At 56.5% G+C, this 20194-nt stretch carries 12 protein-coding genes; 10 read left to right on the top strand and 2 right to left on the bottom strand.

Annotated elements, in window-relative coordinates; all coding sequences use genetic code 11:
* Positions 1-66: 66 nt before the first annotated feature.
* From C1719_RS15270 to C1719_RS15250, 5 genes are all read left to right on the top strand, one after another.
* On the top strand, positions 67-2442 hold the full coding sequence (locus C1719_RS15270) for a molybdopterin-dependent oxidoreductase (protein ID WP_102375875.1): 2376 nt from the start codon (positions 67-69) through the stop codon (positions 2440-2442).
* A gap of 15 nt (positions 2443-2457) precedes the next feature.
* Positions 2458-2790, top strand: a complete 333-nt coding sequence (locus C1719_RS15265) for a 4Fe-4S dicluster domain-containing protein (protein WP_102375874.1) — start codon at positions 2458-2460, stop codon at positions 2788-2790.
* A 289-nt stretch (positions 2791-3079) separates the two neighbouring features.
* Positions 3080-4426 carry an SLC13 family permease gene (locus tag C1719_RS15260; RefSeq protein ID WP_146007924.1) on the top strand — a complete coding sequence of 449 codons (1347 nt, stop codon included), beginning with the start codon at positions 3080-3082 and terminating at the stop codon, positions 4424-4426.
* A 101-nt stretch (positions 4427-4527) separates the two neighbouring features.
* Entirely contained in the window at positions 4528-5790 is a 1263-nt protein-coding gene (locus C1719_RS15255) for an MFS transporter (protein WP_180963659.1), read from the top strand.
* 418 nt (positions 5791-6208) lie between these two features.
* The gene (locus C1719_RS15250) at positions 6209-7585 is read left to right on the top strand and encodes a response regulator transcription factor (RefSeq protein ID WP_180963658.1); all 1377 of its coding nucleotides are present in this window, start codon (positions 6209-6211) and stop codon (positions 7583-7585) included.
* A gap of 106 nt (positions 7586-7691) precedes the next feature.
* On the opposite strand, the gene C1719_RS15245 is transcribed toward C1719_RS15250, so the two are convergent.
* Both C1719_RS15245 and C1719_RS15240 read right to left on the bottom strand, forming a co-directional pair.
* On the bottom strand, positions 7692-9248 hold the full coding sequence (locus tag C1719_RS15245) for an FAD-dependent oxidoreductase (RefSeq protein ID WP_180963657.1): 1557 nt from the start codon (positions 9246-9248) through the stop codon (positions 7692-7694).
* A 232-nt stretch (positions 9249-9480) separates the two neighbouring features.
* Entirely contained in the window at positions 9481-11070 is a 1590-nt protein-coding gene (locus C1719_RS15240; protein WP_245874567.1) for an FAD-dependent oxidoreductase, read from the bottom strand.
* Positions 11071-11384: 314 nt separating this feature from the next.
* Here C1719_RS15240 and C1719_RS15235 point away from each other — a divergent pair, with 314 nt between their 5' ends.
* The 5 genes from C1719_RS15235 to C1719_RS15215 all read left to right on the top strand — a co-directional run bounded on the left by C1719_RS15235 (position 11385) and on the right by C1719_RS15215 (position 19985).
* The gene (locus C1719_RS15235; RefSeq protein ID WP_102375869.1) at positions 11385-12956 is read left to right on the top strand and encodes a helix-turn-helix transcriptional regulator; all 1572 of its coding nucleotides are present in this window, start codon (positions 11385-11387) and stop codon (positions 12954-12956) included.
* A gap of 327 nt (positions 12957-13283) precedes the next feature.
* Positions 13284-15377, top strand: a complete 2094-nt coding sequence (locus C1719_RS15230; RefSeq protein ID WP_102375868.1) for a C1 family peptidase — start codon at positions 13284-13286, stop codon at positions 15375-15377.
* A 130-nt stretch (positions 15378-15507) separates the two neighbouring features.
* The gene (gene purE, locus C1719_RS15225) at positions 15508-15978 is read left to right on the top strand and encodes a 5-(carboxyamino)imidazole ribonucleotide mutase (RefSeq protein ID WP_102375867.1); all 471 of its coding nucleotides are present in this window, start codon (positions 15508-15510) and stop codon (positions 15976-15978) included.
* Between the two features lie 160 nt (positions 15979-16138).
* Complete coding sequence (locus C1719_RS15220) at positions 16139-17518, top strand: helix-turn-helix transcriptional regulator (RefSeq protein ID WP_102375866.1); 1380 nt, start codon at positions 16139-16141, stop codon at positions 17516-17518.
* A gap of 217 nt (positions 17519-17735) precedes the next feature.
* On the top strand, positions 17736-19985 hold the full coding sequence (locus C1719_RS15215; protein ID WP_102375865.1) for an oxidoreductase: 2250 nt from the start codon (positions 17736-17738) through the stop codon (positions 19983-19985).
* Positions 19986-20194 lie beyond the last annotated feature (209 nt).

Below are 20194 nucleotides of genomic sequence, written 5' to 3'. Positions count from 1 at the left end.
TTCATCAACAGGTGCTCGCGAAACCGAAAGGCTTCCGGGCGTACACTCAGAGAGGAGAAGATCGCATTGGAGAGGAAATCACTTGAGGAGCTCTACCATAAGGGCGAGCTTCAATGGGAGGAAGATGAGTTCACGGTTTGCCGTAGCTTCCAGTTCACTCCTCCTGGATGCCACAACAGTTGCGGCATTCTTTACTATATGAAAGATGGAAAGCTTGACCACGCAGAAGGGGATCCGCTGTTCCCTTACAACAACGGTAGGCTTTGCGCACGTTGCTTGAATTTGACCGAAGCGGCTTACGGCGAAGGTCGCCTGAAGTATCCCATGAAGCGTGCCAAGGAGGATCGCGGTAAGGATAAATGGGAGCGGATCAGCTGGGACGAAGCGCTCGATCTCATTGAAGAGAAGTACAACGAGCTTACCGGCAAGTACGGTCCTGAAACAGTTTTCGGTTTCGTAGGCACAGGCCGCAACGTGTGCTTCCATATGCCGTGGGTGGTGCGCAATGCGTTTCGCAGCCCCAATGTGTTCTGCTCGCTTTTCTCGGGCGATTCGTGTGCCCTTCCTCGTTCTGCATCAACGGGCGCGATCATGGGCGGTCTGCCTGAGCCCGATATGGGTCAGTTCAACGAATCACGCTACGATCATCCTCAGTATGAATTCCCTGGTACGATTCTGATCTGGGGGTCTAATCCTCTCATCTCCAACGCAGACGCTTTCTTCGGCGCATGGATTACCGACTGCATGCAGAAAGGCGGCTCGAAGCTGGTAGTGGTCGACCCTCGCGTCAACTGGCTTGCATCGCGCGCTGAGGTCTACATCCCGATTCGCCCCGCTGCCGACGGCGCGGTTGCCATGGCCATGAATACTGTCATCATCGAAGAGGGCCTTTACGATCACGAGTTCGTCGAGTATTGGTGCTACGGTTTCGAAGAGTATGCTGCGGCTTGTGCGGAGTGGACTCCCGAGCGCGCAGCGGAAATCGCCTGGTGCGATGCCGAGGACATTCGTCGGGCCGCTCGTCTCATCGCGACCAACGGTCCGTGCGCCTTCCCCTTTGCCGTATCGAACGACCACAAGCGCAACGGCGTTTCTGCGTACTTTGCGATGTTCGGAATGCTTGCCATCACCGGCAACTACGAAAAGCCCGGCAGCAACGTTATCGCTTCGGACCCGTGGGGCGTTGGCGTTCTCATGGCGTATGCGGGCGGCAGTACCGACGGGCAGATTGCGCCCGAAACCATGGAGAAGCGCATCGGCTACAAGGGCTATCCCATGCGCGAGGCCGGCATGACGACCGTCGGTCTGGGTGACGAGTGCCTGCGTACCCTCGAAACGGGCAAGCCCTATCCTCTGACGATGTGCTGGATGACGGGCACCAATCCTATCGCCAACATGTCTGCAGATGCACCGCGTGCTTACAATGCGCTTAAGAAGGTCGAGTTCACCGTTGTATGCGATTACCATATGACGCCGACGATCCAGGCGCTTGCCGATCTGGTCCTGCCCGTCGCGTTCAACTGGGAGCGCAATACGCTTCGTCTGTGGTACACGCCTGTTCGCGCGACGCGAAAGATCTCGGAATACTATGAGTGCAAATCCGACGAAGAGATCTGCGTGCTGGTCGGTCAGCGCATGAATCCCGAGTTCTTCAAGGAGAAGAACATCAACGACGATGTCGATTTGCTCGAGTACATCATCACGTGCGCCGACCATCCGACTTCTACGTGGCACGAGCTGATGGACGACACGGGATATCTGTGGCCCGAGTACGAGTACGGGAAGCACGAGAGCGGCAAGCTGCGTCCCGACGGCGCGGTTGGCTTCGGCACCCCGACGGGTCGAATCGAGCTGTATTCCACGTTGTTCGCTCAGTTCGGCTTTTCGCCGGTTCCGACTTACCAGGAACCCGACGAGAGCCCGTACTCGACGCCGGAGTTGTTCGAGGAATATCCGCTTGTGTTGACGACTGGTGCTCGTAACTGGGAATACTTCCACTCCGAGCAGCGCGATCAGCCCCATATGCGCGCTACGCGCCCCGATCCCATCGTCGAGATCAACCCTAAAGATGCCGCGAAGTACGGAATCGAAAACAACGAATGGGTATGGATCGAAAACGGAATTGGCCGCTGCCGCCAGCGCGCCTGGGTTAACGACGGAATGCTCGAAGGGTGTGTGTCGGCCGATCATGGTTGGTGGTTCCCCGAACAGGATCCTGAGGAGCCTTCGTTCTACGGTGTGTTCGAATCGAACATCAACAATCTCGTTGAGCAGTGCAATCCAGGCGCGTACAGTTTCGGCGCACCGTATCGCGGCACACTTTGCAAAGTGTACAAATGCACCGATGAGAACAGCAGGATCACGCCTGGTCAGCAGACTGTAAACGGCGGATTCCATGAGCTGACGTATCGCGGCCTCGTCGAGCCGCCGGCGAACGCGTAGAAGGGAGGATGGAAGATGAGCAAAATGGGATTGTTTATCAACTACGAGTACTGCACCGGGTGCCATGCTTGCGAGATGGCCTGCGCTCAAGACAAGAAGCTCGAAGCAGGCGAGTGGGGAATTAAGATTTCCCAGTACGGCCCCATCAAGAATCGCAACGGGCAATGGGAACTCACCTTTTTGCCTACGCCGACGAAGCTTTGCGACATGTGCGCCGATCGCGTGGAAAAAGGGAAGCTTCCCGCCTGCGTACATCATTGCCAGACGAACTGCATGAAGTTTGGCGATTTCGAAGAATTGAGTGCTTTGCTTACGGATAATCCGCGTTCGGTAATCTTTTCTGTTTAGCTGAAAGGCGGCTGGCTGGCGGAATCTGCGCTCGGTTGGCCGCCATCAGGCCGGCATCGGTGGGATGTCGGCCGGCGTTTAACGATGCGACGATTCTAAATTGGAACGTTGGCGGGGTGGCGCATATGGTTTCATGTGATTGCTCGACATCGCGGAAACCATCTGCTCTATCTCGTAGAAGGGGGCGGTTCGCACAATGGGGAATGCGAAGCATATACGAAATGCAGCGATCTCTATCGCGATTATGGTTCTGTTCAGGTTTATTCCGCCCATTGGGGCTATGACTCCGATGGGAATGGAAATACTGGGAATATTCATCGGCGCCTTTTATGCTTGGCTTCATGGGGAGATGATCTGGTCGAGCGCGATTGCTCTGATCTTGTTCGGATTTACGGGTTACTTCGACAACGTGACCGCGGTGTTCGCATCGGCGATGGGCAACGGTACGATCCAGATCATTCTTTGGATGCTGGTTTATTCGTCGATTATGATCAGTTCTGGCCTCGGTGAGCATATCGCTAACAGGATAGTGTCTTTCAAGCTGCTGCGCGGGCGGCCGTGGGCGATAACGATTGCGATCATGGCTGCGGCGTATTTCACGTCTATGACGGGAGCTATTTTTGCGGCGATCATCATTTGTTGGAATTTTGTCTATCTCATAGCGGAAAAGGTTGGGTATGAGAAGGGCGACCGATGGATCAAGATGATGCTGGTCGGCGTTGCTTTTTCGACATGCGTTGGTGTTATGACGCTTCCGTTTCAGACCAGCGTAGTTGCGACGTTCGGGTATCTCTTCGCTGTTTCGGACGGAGCATACACCTCCTACGATTACCTTACGTACTTGATTTTCGCCCTGATTCTCGGATTAACGATCATGTGCGTGTACCTGCTGCTGTGTCGTTTCGTCGTTCGTCCTGACATGGGTAAATTGAAGGGTTTCGAAATGCCTCTGGGGCATCGCGATCCTCTCGATGCCAAGCAGAAGATTGCTGCGTGGTCGCTTGTCGGTTTGCTGGCGATAACCGTTGTTCCGGGCTGCATACCCAACGATACCGTGCGAGCGCTGTTCTCCACGCTTGGTCTTCCGGCAAGCATTCTGCTGGTTATCGGAGTGGTGATCTTTCTGCGCGACCGAGAAGGGAAACCGTTCTTTACGTTCAAAGAGCTGGCGAATGCGGGCATATATTGGGATATGGTGTTCATGATCGCGGCGGCGATAACGTTGGGTTTGGCTCTTTCGTCCGAGCAGGCCGGGCTTTCAGCGACACTGCTCAATCTGCTGAGTCCCATGCTTGCCGGCGCTACTCCGTACGCCCTTGCTCTCGGCATCGCGGTTGTCGGATTGATAATCACCAATGTAATAAACAACTCGGTTTGCGGTGCCGTTCTCGTGCCCTTGTCGTTTTCTCTCTCGCTCTCTGTGGGCGCAAGCCCTCTTGCGCTGGCGGCAATTCTGGGTTTCATCTCCGACATAGGGCTGCTTATGCCGAGTGCGAGTCCCACAGGAGCTCTTCTGGCGGCGAATACGGAATGGATAACGACGAAAGAGATCGTCCCGCAAGCTTTGATCTGTGCGTTCTCGACGTTTGCGGCGGTCGCCGTAGTGGGCATTCCTCTCGCTTACGCAATGTTCTGATCGATTGCGGCGCGGTAGGCGGTGTCGCAAGACCTGGTATTCGATTTATGGAGCGCTTGCTAAGGCGCAAAACCAATGTTCTTCACTATATAGGAGGAGATATGGAAACCAAAGATATAAAAACAAGCTCCGAAAGCAGCGGAGCGTCGGAGGCGGTTGCCAAGCCCGCAAAGAAAAGCCCGCCGAAATGGCTTCTCGTTGCAGCATGCTTGTCGTTTGCCCCTTTGACGAACACCGCCGGCCTCATCATGCCGGTGCTTGGCACGATGCAGCAGTCGTTCGCCGCATCCGGTGCGGTATATCCCGACTGGCTCGTTCAATGCATTCAGACTTCCTTGATGTTGTCGGCGTTTATCATGGGCCTTCTTTTTGGTCCTGCCAGCAAGAGGTTTTCGCTCAAGACGCTCGGTGTGGCGGGTATCGCAATAACCATGGTATGCAATGTCGTGCCTGGCATATTCCCGCAAGGCGGCCTTTGGCTGTTCGTTATCATGCGGTTCTTGTCTGGGTTCGGTGTCGGTTTGGTTTACGGATGCAACACGAGCTGCATCGTGGCGAACTTCCCGCCGGCGCAGCGCGCTGGCTTGATTGCCGCTTCGGTTGCGGTTATGCAGGCGAGCTCGATCGTCTATTCTTTCGCAGCGGGATATCTCGGTGCCATCGACTGGCGGTTGAACTTCATCGCCATGAGCATCTTTGTGATTCCGATGATTCTGGTGATCGTCGGAATGCCGAGCAAATCGGAGCTCGAGGTCAAAGAGAGCGGCAAAAAGCAGAAGGTCAAGCTTTCGGGCCAGTGCTGGTTCGTTATCGTTATGGCTCTTCTGTACATGCTTATCGCAGGTTCGTTCAACCTGGGAGTTTCGCAGCAGCTTATCGCTTTGGGTATCGGTGGTCCCGTCGAAGCAGGTCAAGCGCTCGCCGTGTCGGCGGTTGCAGGTTTGCTGATCTCCCTTGTGTGGGCTAAGCTTCGCTCTCTGTTCGGTCGGTGGTCGTTGCTGGCCGTTGTCATCCTTGGCGTTATCGGATACGTGGTTGCAAGCATGACGACCTCGTTGGTGGTTGTTTACGTGGCGGCAGCGCTGATCGGCGCCCAGTGCGGTGCCGGTATGGCGGAGGTGAACACATCCATTTCGGAAACCGCTGGTGCTGCGGCCACTCCGACTGCGATCGGGATCTATAACGGGCTGAGCCGCCTTTTTGGGTTCTTCCTTTCGATGATTCTCGCTCTTATTCAGGTCGTTTTCGGGTTCGTTGGGCCTAATGCTTTCATGATGGCTTCGCTTCCGATTTGGGCTGTTCTCGTGGTTTTCGGAATCATTTATGCGGTTAAAGTCTACAAGAAACCCGAGATGGTCGACTAGCAATTGGACAAGTGCAGTGGAATAGATCGCTGAGCTGCAAAGAGTGTACGTGATTGGGCGGCTGTCATCATGAAGGTGGCAGCCGCCCAATGCAAAGAGAAGAGAAGGGGGGCTTCAATGTGCGGATTGTCGTGCGTACATTGCGGCAAGTGTCCAGGTAAAGAATCATTCGCCCGTCCGTTCGGGACGTGCTTGAAATGCGGAAAAAGCAATGATCCAAGCACCGACACGTGCTCGTTTTGCGGCGCGCGTCTAGTGAAACCCCCTGGAAAGCCAATGGGAGTCAAAGCCGTTCGGGTTAGAGGTGCGTCGGATTTGGGCTAGTGCGACCGTAGACGCTTCTCGGCGGGGTTTAGAGCCAAGTTGGCCCGCGCGGGCGTATATTGGCTATAATGCACCAATGAACAGAAACGCTCGATTGATAATAGGCTACTCTTTCTTCGTCGCGGCCAACTCGTTTACGTTGCGCGAGCCGACGCTGATGTTTTCCGCCGACTTGCTTTCGCACGAATGGCTTCGTGCGGCAACGTATCTTCCCTTTGCGCTCGCAACGATAGCGATGTGCTTTTTCGTTCTGCGAAGCAAGAAGGATGCAAGCCGCTCGTTGCTCGTTGCTTCCGTGGCGTCGTTTCTCGTCGGCGCGGCATTGCTCGTGGCAAGTTGGGCGCTCTCGGGCGAGCTGTTCGTATCCGTCTTGTCCATGATCGTGCTGGCATGTTACTGCGCGATACTGTTCACTGCGTGGGTGAACGAGGCGGTTAGGCTTGAGAAGAACGACCTGTGGATCTATCTCATCTCGTCGTCGATCCTCGCAGCGCTGATCCATTTTCTGTGCGTTGCCTTTATTGGCGATGCTTCTGCGGCGCCTGCGTTCCTGGTGCTTTCGGTGCTGTCCCTCAGCCTGCTGCTCGGAGTTTCCAAGAGCGAGAACGCCATTGCGCCAACGCATCCTTCCTGGGGCGCCGACTTGCGGTTCGTCTGGCAGATAATCAGCGAAAAGGGACTGCTCATCCTGTATCTCGGCGCACTCGGATTCGTGTCATCCGTCTCGCGGATGGTGCTGTGGGAAGAGGGCATCGTTTTGCTCAGCAGCGTCGAGATGGTTTCCGTCGTTTTGGCGGGGGTCGTTTTGTTCTTCGCGTTGTTCGTCATCCGCGCCCGCGTCAACGCGGAAGAGACGATTCTGTGTCTCATCCCCATCGTAGGTTTGTTCTGCTTGGGCATTCCCCTCGCGAGCGATCCGCTCCATCTTGCCGCGTTCGGCGCTTCCACAACGGCGTTTACGACGGGTCTTTTGCTCCTTCAGGTTGTATGTCGCGACTACGGCAGAGGCGATGCGAGAAAAGCGGTCGCTGCATATTGCCTTTTGGCGGGGTTCGTCTGCGTGCTGAACGTGCTCGGCTTTTACGCACTCGATGCTTTGAACAGCGAGTCGGGCCTTTCCGAATACATGGCGTCGGTGTTTATCTGCCTATTCGTTTTGTTACTTGCCCTGCTTGTCGATAGGCTGCCGTTCAGTAAGACCCGATTTGAAGAAGCCGAGGCAGAGACTGCTTCCGAAAACGCCGCGATCGCCAATCTTGCTCAAGAATACGGGCTTACGGAGCGGGAGCGGGAGGTGCTCGAGCTTATGGCGAACGGGCGAAACATTCCCGCCATAGCGAAGATCCTCTACGTTTCGGAAAGCACGGTGCGCACGCACAACAAGCATATCTTCAAGAAAATGAACGTGCATACGCGCCAAGAGTGCCTGGACCTGGTGGCGGCGGCATCCGGTACGGGCGTCAAGCGGTAAGCTCGTTTGCGCCCGCATCTGGCGCCGTCAGCTGTTGGACGATCGTCGGGTTGCACCTGCGTTGGTTGGGCGGGAGAGACGCTCGGCGCAACCCGTTGCTCGGTGTTTACTTCACATAGGTTTCGAACGCGTGGTTCACGGCTTTTCTGCCCGAAGCGATGCCCCAGCCGCTGCAGGTGCCCGGCGTGTCAATCGTGTAGATGTTTCGGTAGAGCATGCATCCGTCGTTTCCGATTGCGTACAAGCCATCGACGGGCTCGAAGCGATCGCGGACGACCTGGGCGTTGTGGTTCGTTCCGATGCCGCCGACCACGCAGAAGACAACCCAGATGGGACGCGCAATGTAAAATGGGCCGTTCTCGATGGGCTGCATGTACTCGGCGCTCTTTCCGAAAAGTTCGTCGGTGCCCTCGGCGCACATCCTGTTGTAGTCCTCCACGAACTTCTCCAGTGCGTCAGCGTCCAGGTTGTAGCCTTCGGCCAGTTCGCGGATGGTATCGCAGCGGTAGACCGAACCGTCGTCGTTTTCCACGGCGGCTTCTACGAGGCTCGTGAAGTCGCCCGTCGAGTCGACGCCCCAGGAGCTGTAGCCTTCGAGCATCTTCGTGTCCCAGATCATAAAGTAGTCTTTCTGGTTCCACTTGGGAGGATTGGAGTAGGACATGTTGGTGACGACGATGTCTTCGGCGTAGAAACGCTCGCAGTTCTCGTTGATCCAGGGGATTTCCGGCTCCAAGCAGAACAGCATGTTGGTCTGGCCTTGCGGAACGCCGGCAAGCATGGGAGCGTTCTGGTCGCAGCAGCCGGGGATCGTGTCGACAGCGCCCATTTCCATAGCCATAAGGTAGCCGTGGCCCTGTGCGTTTTCGAACATGCAACCCAGACGATCCTGATCGTAGCCGATGCGGGAAACCAGCTCGGCGTTCGATCCGAAGCCGCCGCTTGCAAGGATGACGGCTTTTGCGTTCACCTGCAGCCAGTCGCCGTTTTTCTGCTGGGCATAGACGCCGGTGACTTTTCCGTTCTCGTCGGCGATGAGCTTTTTGGCGGTCGTGTTGACGATGACGTCGACTCCCAGTTCTTTCGTGCGAGCCGACATTGCGGGCACGTAGCCTGCTGCGGCTTTGCCGTCTTTGTACCAATGGAACGTGTTGAACTTACCCGAATGGTAGTTGTCGATCGTACCGTTGAACTCGACGCCCTGCTTTACGAGCCAATTGATGTTTTCGCCTGCCACATTGAAGAATTCCCTCCACAGCAACGCGTCGCTTCGTTGCTGCGCTTGCGAAAGCTCGTCGTTGAGTATCGCCAGGCTGTCGACCTCGACGCCTGCCGTTTTCATCATTTCGGAATTGAGACCGAACGTTCCCTCGACGCCCATGCGCGCACCGCCGCCGACATCGTCGCCCGATTCGAGTGCGATGACGTTCAACCCCAGTTCGCCTGCCTGGACGCATGCCGAGAGCCCCGACAGACCGGCGCCTACGACGCAGATGTCGCATTCTTTGGTTTCTGACGGCTCGATGACCGTCTGCTCGGTTGTCGAAGGCTGGGCATCCGATTCCTTGCCCGGCTCGGCGGCGCATGCCGTCAGCCCTGCCATGGCGGCAAGACCGCCGGTTACTATTGCGCTTTTGATGAAGCTCCTTCGATCTAAACTCATTTCCATCCCTTTCGATCGTTTGATCAGACGCCCGATGCTTCTCCCTGTAAGTGCACCGAGCTTCTTTGTTTTACGATGGAAGAGGAAGGGGGGATGGGGGCAAACCTGGGGATTTGGGATATCCCCCAGAGTAGGGGATGGGTGTGCGAGTCCTTCGTTGCTGATAATCCCCGTCGGGAGCCGGCTGGTTCGCGGCTCCCGACGTTGTGGCGCTCTCTCGGCGGTTTTCGGTCTACTCGCTTGTTTTGCCTTGCTCCCAGACGGCAAGTTGAGCCGTTTCCTTGTCTTCGGTTGCCGCGTTCTTCCCGGCGATCATTCCGAAGAGAAGCGCTTGGATCAAGCCGTTGCCGCTCGAATAAACCGATCCGGCGCGGCAGGAAAAACCTTCGGTGCAGCCGCCCGCGGCGTACAGCCCCGGTATCAGGGTCTCGTCTGGACGAATCACGTGTCCTGCCACATCGGTCGGCATGCCGCCCTGCGTGTGGCGTATTTCGCCGGTAATCTTCATGGCGTAGTAGGGCCCATCGAAGTTTTCGGGCAAGTGGGATCGATTGAAGCTGTCTTCGCCTTTCGCTATGCCCTCTTTGTAGGCCTCGAAGGTTTTCTCGAGCGCAGCGGCGTCTATGCCGAGCGCATCGGCGAGCTCTGCGGCGGTTGCACCTGTTGCAACGTAGCCGGCCGATTGGCGCTCGGGGAATTCTTTGCTTTTCGCTGCCTGGATGTCGGTGAAGCATATGTATCCGATGTGGTCTGGCTGGGCGAGCACATGGGGCGACAGGTCGGAGTAGCCGCCGTACTCGTTCACGAAGCGTTCGCCGTTGGCGTTGACGATGATGGCTCCATTGGTCGCGAGGGCCTGATGGCCTGCGGTTGTATTGCTGTCCACTCCGCGAAACGCGTGGCCTTGGTAGGCTCCCATGCATTGCAGCTCGACGCCGAGCTCTTCTGCCCACTTAAGGCTTTCGCCCGTTGCGCCGATGGCCACGACTTTTACGGCATCTGCGGTTTCGGGGCAGTACTGTGCGATCATTTCAGGGTTGTTCGCAAATCCGCTCGTGGCGAGCACCGTGTTTTTGGCGGTTATCGCGTAGTCTTTGCCGTCGTATTTTCCGTAGGCGCCGACAACCGCGTCGGCATCGTCGAGCACGAGGCCCTCGATTTCGAAGGAGAGCATCTGGGTGATCGAATCCTGGGCCGTCATATGCTCGATGAGGGTGGTGACGAGTCCCTCGCCGGTGCCTTCGGCGATGTGCATGCGGCGGGCGGTTTGCCCGAAGCGCCCTCTTTCATCGAGGTTCCAGACAACGCCCTTCTTTTCGGTCCATTCGATGAGGTCCTTGGCGTTTTCGGCCACGGTGTACACGAGATCGGGGCGGACGGTGTAATTCGTCGGTCGCAAAATATCGGTAGCCATCGCGAAGATGCTATCTTCCACGCCTGCTTCGACTTGCTGGTTCGTTCCAACGACGGGGATGGCGCCTCCGGATAGAATCGTCGCGCCGCCGAGCTGGCTGAGCTTTTCGGTCAGGATGACCTGAGCGCCGTTTTCGGCTGCGCTGATTGCGGCGCAGATGCCCGCGCCGCCGCCGCCGACAACCAGCACGTCGGTAGAAAGCTGTTCTCTGTCGGCAACGTCCGATTGCCTTTTCGCGAAGGCGTACGATCCGGTCGATTCACCGGCTGCGCTGTTTTTCTCGGTGGCGGTCGAGGGCGCGCAACCGGTAATGCCGGCGAGGGCTGCCATTCCTGCAACGGCGCCCGCTCCCGCTAAAAACGTGCGTCGGCTCAATGCTGCATCGTGTGATTTCCCGTTATCGATCATATGGTCCCCTTTTCACGGTATCGGCGCCTCCCTGGCACCTTTTTCCATTTCTTTTCGGATTGCTCCGAAGCGCACCTAGATCGTATGGGGCGCTGTCTTTTCGGTCTTCGATAAAGATGGGTGAAAAGAGTCGGAGCAGCCGACACTTTTTGCCTAATTCGCTCGACAAAAAGTGTCTAAATATAACGTTTCGCCATGTCGGCGAACCTGGGGTGGAACGTTGCGTGGCGTTGCTTTCGAGGTTGGCGGGCCGACCATGTTAGAATGCGAGGCACGAACCTCGAAGGTGGGAGGCTCGGGCAAGGGGGCATGCAATGCGGCTACCAGGTGGGGGTTGGGAAGCTCCTTCTAAAGACGAAAACAAAAAAGACTCGACGGCGATTTCGAATGCTGCAGGAAAGATCGCGGCGAATTCTTCGCTTGAGTGGCGTGCGGGCGTCCTGTTGGTTTTCGGGTTCCTGTTCGCATGGATGTACATCGCGAAGGCGTTTTTCAAAGAATCGTATTTCGCCGTAATCGAATCCGTCGACGGCATACTCGCCTACTGCTTCTTTTTGGCCGTCCTTATCGGCTTGGTGCTGTTGGCTTCGATTGGGCGAAGGCGATTTGTCCGATTCGCTCGACGGCGCGGCGTCGTTCTCGCGTTCGGTCTTCTCGGTTCGGCGAGCCTGCTTGCGGTTCATTCGGTCTTGGGCTATGCAGGCCAGCCTTTTTCGGCGATTGCATGCGCACTGTGCCTTGTGGTTTTTGCAGCGGGGTTCGTCGTGGTCTTCTTCTCGTGGGTCGTTGAAATCAAAGAGCTCATGTTCTCCCAAAGGCTCAACACGATCGTCGTGCTCATGCTCATAGCGATGGCGCTGGCTTACGTTGTCGTTCCGAGCAATCTCAATAACAGTGAATTCCGGGTTGTCGTGCCCATCGCAAGCCTGGGTTTATCGAGCGTGTGCTACGTTGCCTATGCGAGACTGCGCGGAGGCCTTGATCCCGTCGGGTCTGCGGAGAAGTGCCTTGAGGGGACCGGGCGTCGGACCGAACGCAAAACATGGCTGATTCCGCTGTCCTTGCTCGTGCTGGCCATAAACTTGATATCCTACGTTGAGATTTTCGTTCCGGGATACCATGTGATAACCAGCGAGTCGCCCCTGACGTACGCGTTGCCGCTGATACTCAGCCTCATGCTGGCTCTGATAGCGGTTCAATCGGGAAAGACGCCGTTTTTCAAGAACAAGCTGTTTTGGTATGCCTGCCTTGCTTTTCTTGCCGTCATCTTCCTGAGCTTCTTCATGGCCGTATTCGTTTTGGCCGTTCAAACGAACTTTTGCTTTGAGGTTATGTACTTGTTCCGCCGTATGACGAAGATCATGTTTTTCATCATATTCATGGTCATCGTCTACCAAGAGGATTTGGATCCTTTGCCCGTTTTTGGAGTCTGCTACGTCGTCGCCCTCTTCGTGCCGTCTCTCGCAGTAAACGCCGTCCGCATTTTCCTGGAGAGCTATGCTCCTGATACGCTCGCTTTGATCGGGGAATATGCTGTTGGCTATGCATTGATACTCGGGTTCTGCCTCATCCTCTGCCTTGTGTTCGTTTGCGTCATGTTCGTCAACGGCAGCATTGCCAAGATGACGTTTTCGCCGACCCGAACCGATGCGGATCGCAGCATCGACAGAAGCGACGTATGCAATCGGATAGGGGATCGCTTCGGCTTGACGCAGCGCGAGAAGGAGATTCTTTTCTGCATCTCGCTTGGGTACAGCATGAAGAAGACATCCGAGGTGCTCTACATATCGACGAGTACGGTTCACGCGCACACGGCGATGGTGTACCGCAAACTAGGCGTGCACTCGCGCCAAGAGGTGATCGATCTGATCGACGCTGCGGCATAACGGTTCGGGGTCCTCTGACCGAGGCAGGCGGGGCGATGGGAAGACTGCGTGGACAATGGAGTTCGATATGGGAATCGCAAGCAGCCCTCTCCCTTTGTAGGTTCGAAGCCATGTCGTTCTACGTTGGTTTGCCGAAGCGCGATCGATAGCTTGCCTTGGGGCGATTCTGAGTTTCGCCAACAATCTTGTCGGGCCGTCGAAGCCGTTTTGGCTTGCTTCTCGAAGCGCGCTGGCGCCAGGGGCCCGTCACCATGTATACTTGCAGGGCAAGAGTGAAATATATTACTCAATTAGTAATCATTCTGTACTCGATGCAAGGACGGGCTTATGAGGGGATCTTCGCAAAACGTCAAAGGCAAAGGCGAGCGGATCGACCGCCGTTTAACGGCGCGCTGGTGCAAACGGGTTCTTTCCCTGGCCGTTTCCATCGCCCTTGCGGTTTTGCTTTCTCCGGCGGTCGCATTTGCCGATACGGACGATGCGTCGACGTTTACGCTGGGCGGCACGCCGCTTGCCGACATGCTCGTTTGGCCGACGGGAGGCCCGGCTGGTCAAAGCATAGCCGAACCCGGTTCGCGATACGGTATCGATCCCTCGTACTCGAACTACTCTGAGGGCGATGCGGGAGTAGCTCCGCTGAGCAGCCTGCCTTCGGCGTACGATTTAAGAACATCGGACGGTGCACCCGCCGTTACGTCGGTGAAATTGCAGAATCCTTGGAACTCGTGCTGGGCGTTCGCGGCTGTTGCGGCATGTGAAAGCAATCTCATCAAGCAGGGCGTTGCGGATGCAGTGTCGATCGATCTTTCGGAGCGTCATCTCGCATGGTTTAGGAGCACCGCGATTACCGCAGAGGAAACGGCAGGTTTGATCAGCGACCAAACAGGCGAGGGCGCGGTCGTTCGTCCAGGGGGGAGCCCTTTGGACATCGGCGGCGGCATCAGCACGGCAGCTGCGATTCTGGCTGCGGGGCAAGGCGTTGTGACTGAGCAGCTGGTTCCGTACACCAACGATGCGGGCGAGCTTTCCGAGGGCGTAGACAAGGAAGGAAACCTTATCTCCGAACCGGTGAAGGACGGCAATTGGGCTGTGGCTTCAAGCTTGCGGTTTTCAAGCGCCTATCAGCTCGAGGAGGCGGAGATCCTGCCAAGTCCCGCCGTCATAACCCATAACGACGATGGATCGACGTCCTATAAATACGACCAGCGAGCAACGGATGCGGCAAAGCAGGCCCTTATGGAAACCGGCGCGCTTGACATGGGCTATGCGGCTGATGTGAGTTCGCCGGGGCAAAGCGGCAACGGCGAGTTTTTCAACTATACGACATGGGCGCAGTACACCAATGAGTATTTCCCGGCAAATCATGGCGTTACGGTGGTTGGCTGGGACGACTCGTTTCCCAAGGCGTCGTTCAGCGACGATCCGGACAAGCAGCCGCCTGCCGATGGCGCATGGATCGTGAAGAACAGCTGGGGCAGCAAGAACGGCAGCCCGGGAAATTCGATGACGTGGGGAATCGACGGAACGGGTTACTTCTATCTTTCGTATTACGATCAGACGATCGAAACCTTCGTTGCATATCACATGGCTTCTTCGGATGCGGCGTACGATCGCACGTTGCAGCATGATATCGTGGGGCACGACAGCCCTCTGACTCATCCATTGACAAGCTCAGCCGAAATCAAGGTTGCCAATCGGTTTACCGCCGATGAGGACATGACGGTGGGGGCGGTCTCTGCGATAACGTACACCCCGAATTCTTCGGTATCGGTGCAGGTCTACCGCCTCGGTCCCGATTCCGAGAATCCCGAAGACGGTGAGCTTGTGGCAACGCAGGCGACAACGCCGTCCTTTGCGGGATTCCATCGCATCGAGCTTGATAACAAGCTCGAAGTGCGTGAGGGGGAGAGCTTCTCGGTGGTCGAATCGATCTGCTCTTCGTCAACTTCGCGGGCGGGAACGACATGGATGGTTCCCATCGAGCGAGGTCTCACTCAGAAGTATGCCGAAGACCACGGGTTGCAGTATTACAGTTCTCTTGTGGTCAATCCGGGTGAAAGCTTCTTTGGCTCGGATGGCGATTGGGAGGACGCATCCGGACTGAGCAACGATCCCGCTATGACCGATGGCGGAAGCATCGCCTACGGCAATGTGCTGATCAAGGCGTTTGCGGACTCCACGCCGTTTCCCGATGATCCTGCCAAGCCGATTGAGCCTGTCGAACCCGATCCCGATCCTGCCGATCCGAAGCCTTTGCCGGTCGATGCGTCGGGCGAAACCTTCGGCGTGAGGGGGGATCTTGCGTCGGTGGGAGACGTTCCTTTCGCTGCGACGGCGAGCATCGTGGCCCTCGCTGCCCTTGCGGTTATGGGGCGCGCGGCGGCAACGGGGGCGAAAAGGGCCGAGCGCAATCGGAAATGATGCGGCGAAACGATGCTGCTGCAGGGCTTCCGTTTGCGGAAATGAGCTCTAATCGATGGTAACCGCCAATCGGGTTCGCTACACTAGTGCAATCAAGCTAACGCGCACTATCGTGAACGAAGGAGTTCGAATGTCTGCTGAGAACAAAGCCCCGCTCGTCGGCATCATCATGGGTTCGGAAAGCGACATGCCCGCTATGGAGCCGTGCATGAAGCAGCTCGAGGAGTTCGGCGTTCCCTATGAAGTAAAAGTCGCAAGCGCCCATCGCAAGCCTGCCGAAGTGCACGAATGGGCATCGACCGCGGTCGATCGCGGCATTCGCGTTATTGTTGCGGCGGCTGGCAAGGCCGCCCACCTCGGCGGCGTCGTTGCCGCATACACCCCGAACCCCGTTATCACCGTGCCGATGAAGACGAGCGACCTCGGGGGGCTCGATTCGCTGCTTTCGATGGTGCAGATGCCTTCGGGCGTTCCGGTTGCCTGCGTTGCCATCAACGGGGCGAAGAATGCCGCGATTCTTGCCGTGCAGATGCTCGGCACCGGTTGCGATGAAGCGCGTCAGAAGATCGTCGATTTCAAAGAGGGCATGGCGAACGTGTAGGATATCTTCCGTCTATGCCAGATGGTTCAATCGTCAACGCGGATAAGGGCAATCTCCTCTCTGACGCCTCGCAGGCAGGATCGATGCTTTTGGGAGGCCGCTTCCGATAAGGTAGAATTGGCGGATACGTGCGTGCCTTGTTTGCGGCGAGAGGAGAGGGATGGGAGCGGGCTTCGGCAAAACGCATTCGTGGACTTCGTTCGGCTTCGTAGTCCTCATCCTTGTTTTTCAGCGCGCGTACAGCTTTTACTCACAGCTTTCGATGGATTACCAGGTGACTTTGGGGCTTGCTTCGGTTGCCTCCTGGGGCGTCATCTTCCTGCTGACGGCAGCGCGAAAGGATAAAACGAAGGGGTTCTTCGCCCTTTCTCTCGTTTTGCTCGCAGCGGCCTTCGTCGTGCAGGAGGCGTTTCTCGTTCTCATGGCGGATGGGCGGCAGAGCACCGCGCTCCTTTCCGCATCGTGCGTTCTCTTTGCAGCGGGCTATGCGCTTTATTGTCGGTTGTGGATTCGGGCCTACGAAAAAAAGTCCCTGGTAAAAACTCTCGTCTGCATTTCCGCCGCTTCGGGCATATCGACGATCATCGCCTGCTTGCCGCCTTTGGCGATGGGCTTCGATTTGGTTGGAAGCCTTTGCGCGTTCGCCGTTCGCCTGATCGTGCTCGGACTATCGTTTTGGTGTCTTCGCGTCGAGTTGCAGCGGCCGTTCGAGTGGGTTGCCGAAGAAGAGGCGAAGTCGTCGCTCGGGGAAGCCTGGGATGCCATAAAACTCGTTGTTATCGCTGTTCTGGCGGCCCGTTTCGTGCAAGGACTGTTGTTCATGGACGAGGCGGCTTACAGGGAATACGGCGCGCAGGCGCTCCTGATCGCCTCGCCGCTTGTTTCGGGGCTCGTTATCGTGTTGGCGAAAAGATTCGGATCGTACTCGGGTTTCGTATCGGCGTTTTACTGGCTTTTGTCCACCTGCTCGCTTGTCGTTCTTCTTGTTGTCGCATCGGTGGTCGATAGTTCGATCGGGTTTCTCTGGGTTTTGCTTTTCGCTGTTTACTCGCAAGTCGATGTCGCGTTCCTCGGTATCCTCTCCTCGCTGCGAAAAGCCCTGGGGTCCTCGTTTTCCCAATTGGTTTGCGTGTTGTTTATCCTTAAGGATCTCGTGTTCGTGTGCGGCAGGGTCATGCGTTCTTCAATGGAGGTCCAAGTAGGAAGCTTCATATGCGTTGTCGTGCTGCTTGCGACGGTGATCGTGATGATCGTCGTCTATTTGCTGCAGTCGGTTAAAAGCGCGCACGGAAAAGACTCGTCGCCTTCGATACCGGAAGCGCTTTCCGCTTCGATGGCGAAGCGCTACGATCTCACCTTGCGGGAAACGGAGGTGCTTCTCGCGCTTCTGCAGGGTCGCAGCTATACCAACATCGGATACAAGCTGTTCATTTCGAAATCAACGGTGAAAACCCACGCGAACCATATATACGCCAAAATCGGCGTCGGATCGCGTGACGAGTTGATCGATCTCCTGAACCCCGAGACCTATCCAAGATAAGGGCTTTTCTTGTCTCTAAGAAGCTGTTTTCCCACGTGATATGGGCATCAACCCTTTGAGCGATCATGCTCGGAACAGAAATCATCCTTTTGAGCAATGCCCGGCGAATCGCCATCGGCTTATTGTTTTCGCATCGGGATCCGATTGGCGCAAGCCGGCGGATTCCGCAAGCGAAAGGAATTGCACCTACGATGAGATTCAAGGAAGGGGATGTGCAATGAGTAGCGAAAAAACAGGGTTATCGAGAAGGAGCTTTTTGAAGGGGGCTGCTTTTACGGCAGCGGGAGGAGCGCTTATCGGGGGCGGCCTCGTGGGGTGTGCGCCGAGCGCCGAAAAGGCTCCGGCTGCAGCATCTGCGGGCAGCGCCGCGGCCGATGAGCCGATTGTGATACGGCAGGCTCCCTCGCAGCTCAATCCGCAGGATTACGAGTATGCGAAGGGGGCTTCGGATTTCGCAACGTTGTTTTCGGGAGTGAAAATCGGTTCGCTTGACCTGTCGAATCGCATGGTTAAATCGGCGGCGGGTTCGGACACTCAGAACAACGAAGAGGAAATCCTTTCCTACTATACGAGTTTTGCCAAAGGCGGCATAGATCTGGTATGGATGGAAGACTGCGCCGATAAGTTCGAGCATTTTCCGAACGCACGGGCTCAATCGATGGACAAAATCCCCTTCCAGAAAATCGCCGACGGCATTCATGAAGAGGGTGCGTTCGTGGGATATCAGCTCTCGTGCATGGGCATCGTTTTCAGCGGAACCAAGCAGGATGCCTCGGGCGCCTTTGCGTCTGCGGTTGCCGGGGATATGACGCTTGAGGAGATCCAGCTGATCCAAGCGGATACCGTGGCGGCTGCCAAGAAGCTGAAGGACTACGGATTCGATGCCGTTGAAATCAACGCGGCCGGCAACAATATCGGTCAGTCGTTCTTTTCTCGCATGCGCAATCACCGCGAAGACGATTACGGCCCGCAGTCGTTCGAAAACCGCTCCCGCTTCGTGTGCGAAATCATCGAAGGCATTAAAAAGGAGTGCGGTGAAGACTTCGTCGTTCAGGTTCTCATCAACGGCATCGAAGAAAACGATCTGAATCTTGGGGACAGCTCGCTTATGACAACGGTAGAGGAGAATCTGGAAATAGCGAAGCTGCTCGAGAAGGCCGGGGCGGATAGCCTGCATGTTCGCTTGGGGCCTCTGGGAATGCACGTATGTCAGTTCGCCTCGGATCTGTACTTTACCGGTTACGGCATAGACGGCACCACTGCATACGGGACGCAATTCGATTTTTCCCGTCACTGGGAAGGCAAGCTGATCAGCGATCACTCAGGATGCGGCATGATGCTCGATGTTGCGAAGGAGTTCAAGGATGCCGTATCGATACCCGTCGGAACCGTTACGTATATGGATCCTGCGCACGCTCCGGAATACTTCGAGTCGGCGCTTGCCGACGGCAAAGTTGATTTCCTGCTGATGAATCGTCCGCTTACGGTGGATCCCGAATATGCGAATAAGCTGAAAGAAGGAAAGCTCGACGAGATTGCTCCGTGCACCCGCTGCCTGCACTGCCATTTCGACTACGACGAAGAAGGAAAGGTGTACGAGCACTGCCGCGTCAACGCGTGCACGCAGCGAGCGTATCGCGATGGGATGCCTGAGGGCTTCGATCTTCCCGAGGCATCGTCTGCCAAGAACGTCATGGTAATCGGGGCGGGTCCGGCAGGCATGGAAGCTGCTCGCATCGCGGCTTTGCGCGGGCATGCCGTAACCGTTTACGAGAAGAAAGACGCTGTTGGAGGACTGCTTGATTTCGCGCATGCGGTCAAAGGACCCCATGAGAACCTCGATGCCCTCCGTGCCTACCTTGCGCATCAGCTGGAAGTGACGGGCGTCGACGTTGTTACAGGGCAGCAGGTCGATGCCGACTTCGTTAAGGAGAAGAATCCCGATGTTGTGATCGTGGCGACGGGAGGTCTTCGCGATTCGCTGGGGCTGTCGGAGACGGCGGGGACGAAGATCGTGCCCATAACCGACTTTCTTACCGCCGACATCGGCGACAAGATCGTTATTGCAGGGTCTAACGCCCAGGCCGTTGATACCGCGCTGTACCTAATGGCTCAAGGAAAGCACGTTACCATGGTCACGCCCGACGGGATGGACGACGTGGACAAGGGCCAGTCGAATTGGGTTAAGACGTTCGCGTTGCCGATGCTTTACGCTCGCGGTATGAGGGTTTGGCCTCATGCGGAAATAAAGTCAGTGGGCGATGGAAGCGTCGTGGTGAGCGGAGATACCGGCGTCGACCTCACAATCGAGTGCGATACGATAATCGAGGCCATGGACATGCTCCCCGATTCCAGCATTGCAGACGCCGTGTCGGGATTCGAGGTCTACTCTGTCGGGGATTGCAACAAGCCGTGGAACATCGCCGAAGCGATCGCGGCCGGAAACCTTGCCGCGCGAGCCGTCTAAAAGCTGCTAGACCGCCTGTAGGCGCAGACCGCTAAAACCAAGCGGAACGCCAAGCGGGCGGCGAGCTTCAAGCCGGTTGAAGTTCAAGAATGGTTGTTAGGAGGATGCGCATGGCGTGCATCCTCCTGCTTGTTTTCTGCGACGGCGATAGCGAATAGACAGGTTCGGAGATAAGCCGCAAACCGAAGCAAAGCTTTTCCTGGGTGAAG

Origin of the sequence: Raoultibacter massiliensis (assembly GCF_900199545.1) — a bacterium.
Lineage (GTDB): Bacteria > Actinomycetota > Coriobacteriia > Coriobacteriales > Eggerthellaceae > Raoultibacter > Raoultibacter massiliensis.
Note: the sequence above shows the minus strand (reverse complement) of the source record. Positions and strands in the feature narration are given on the sequence as shown.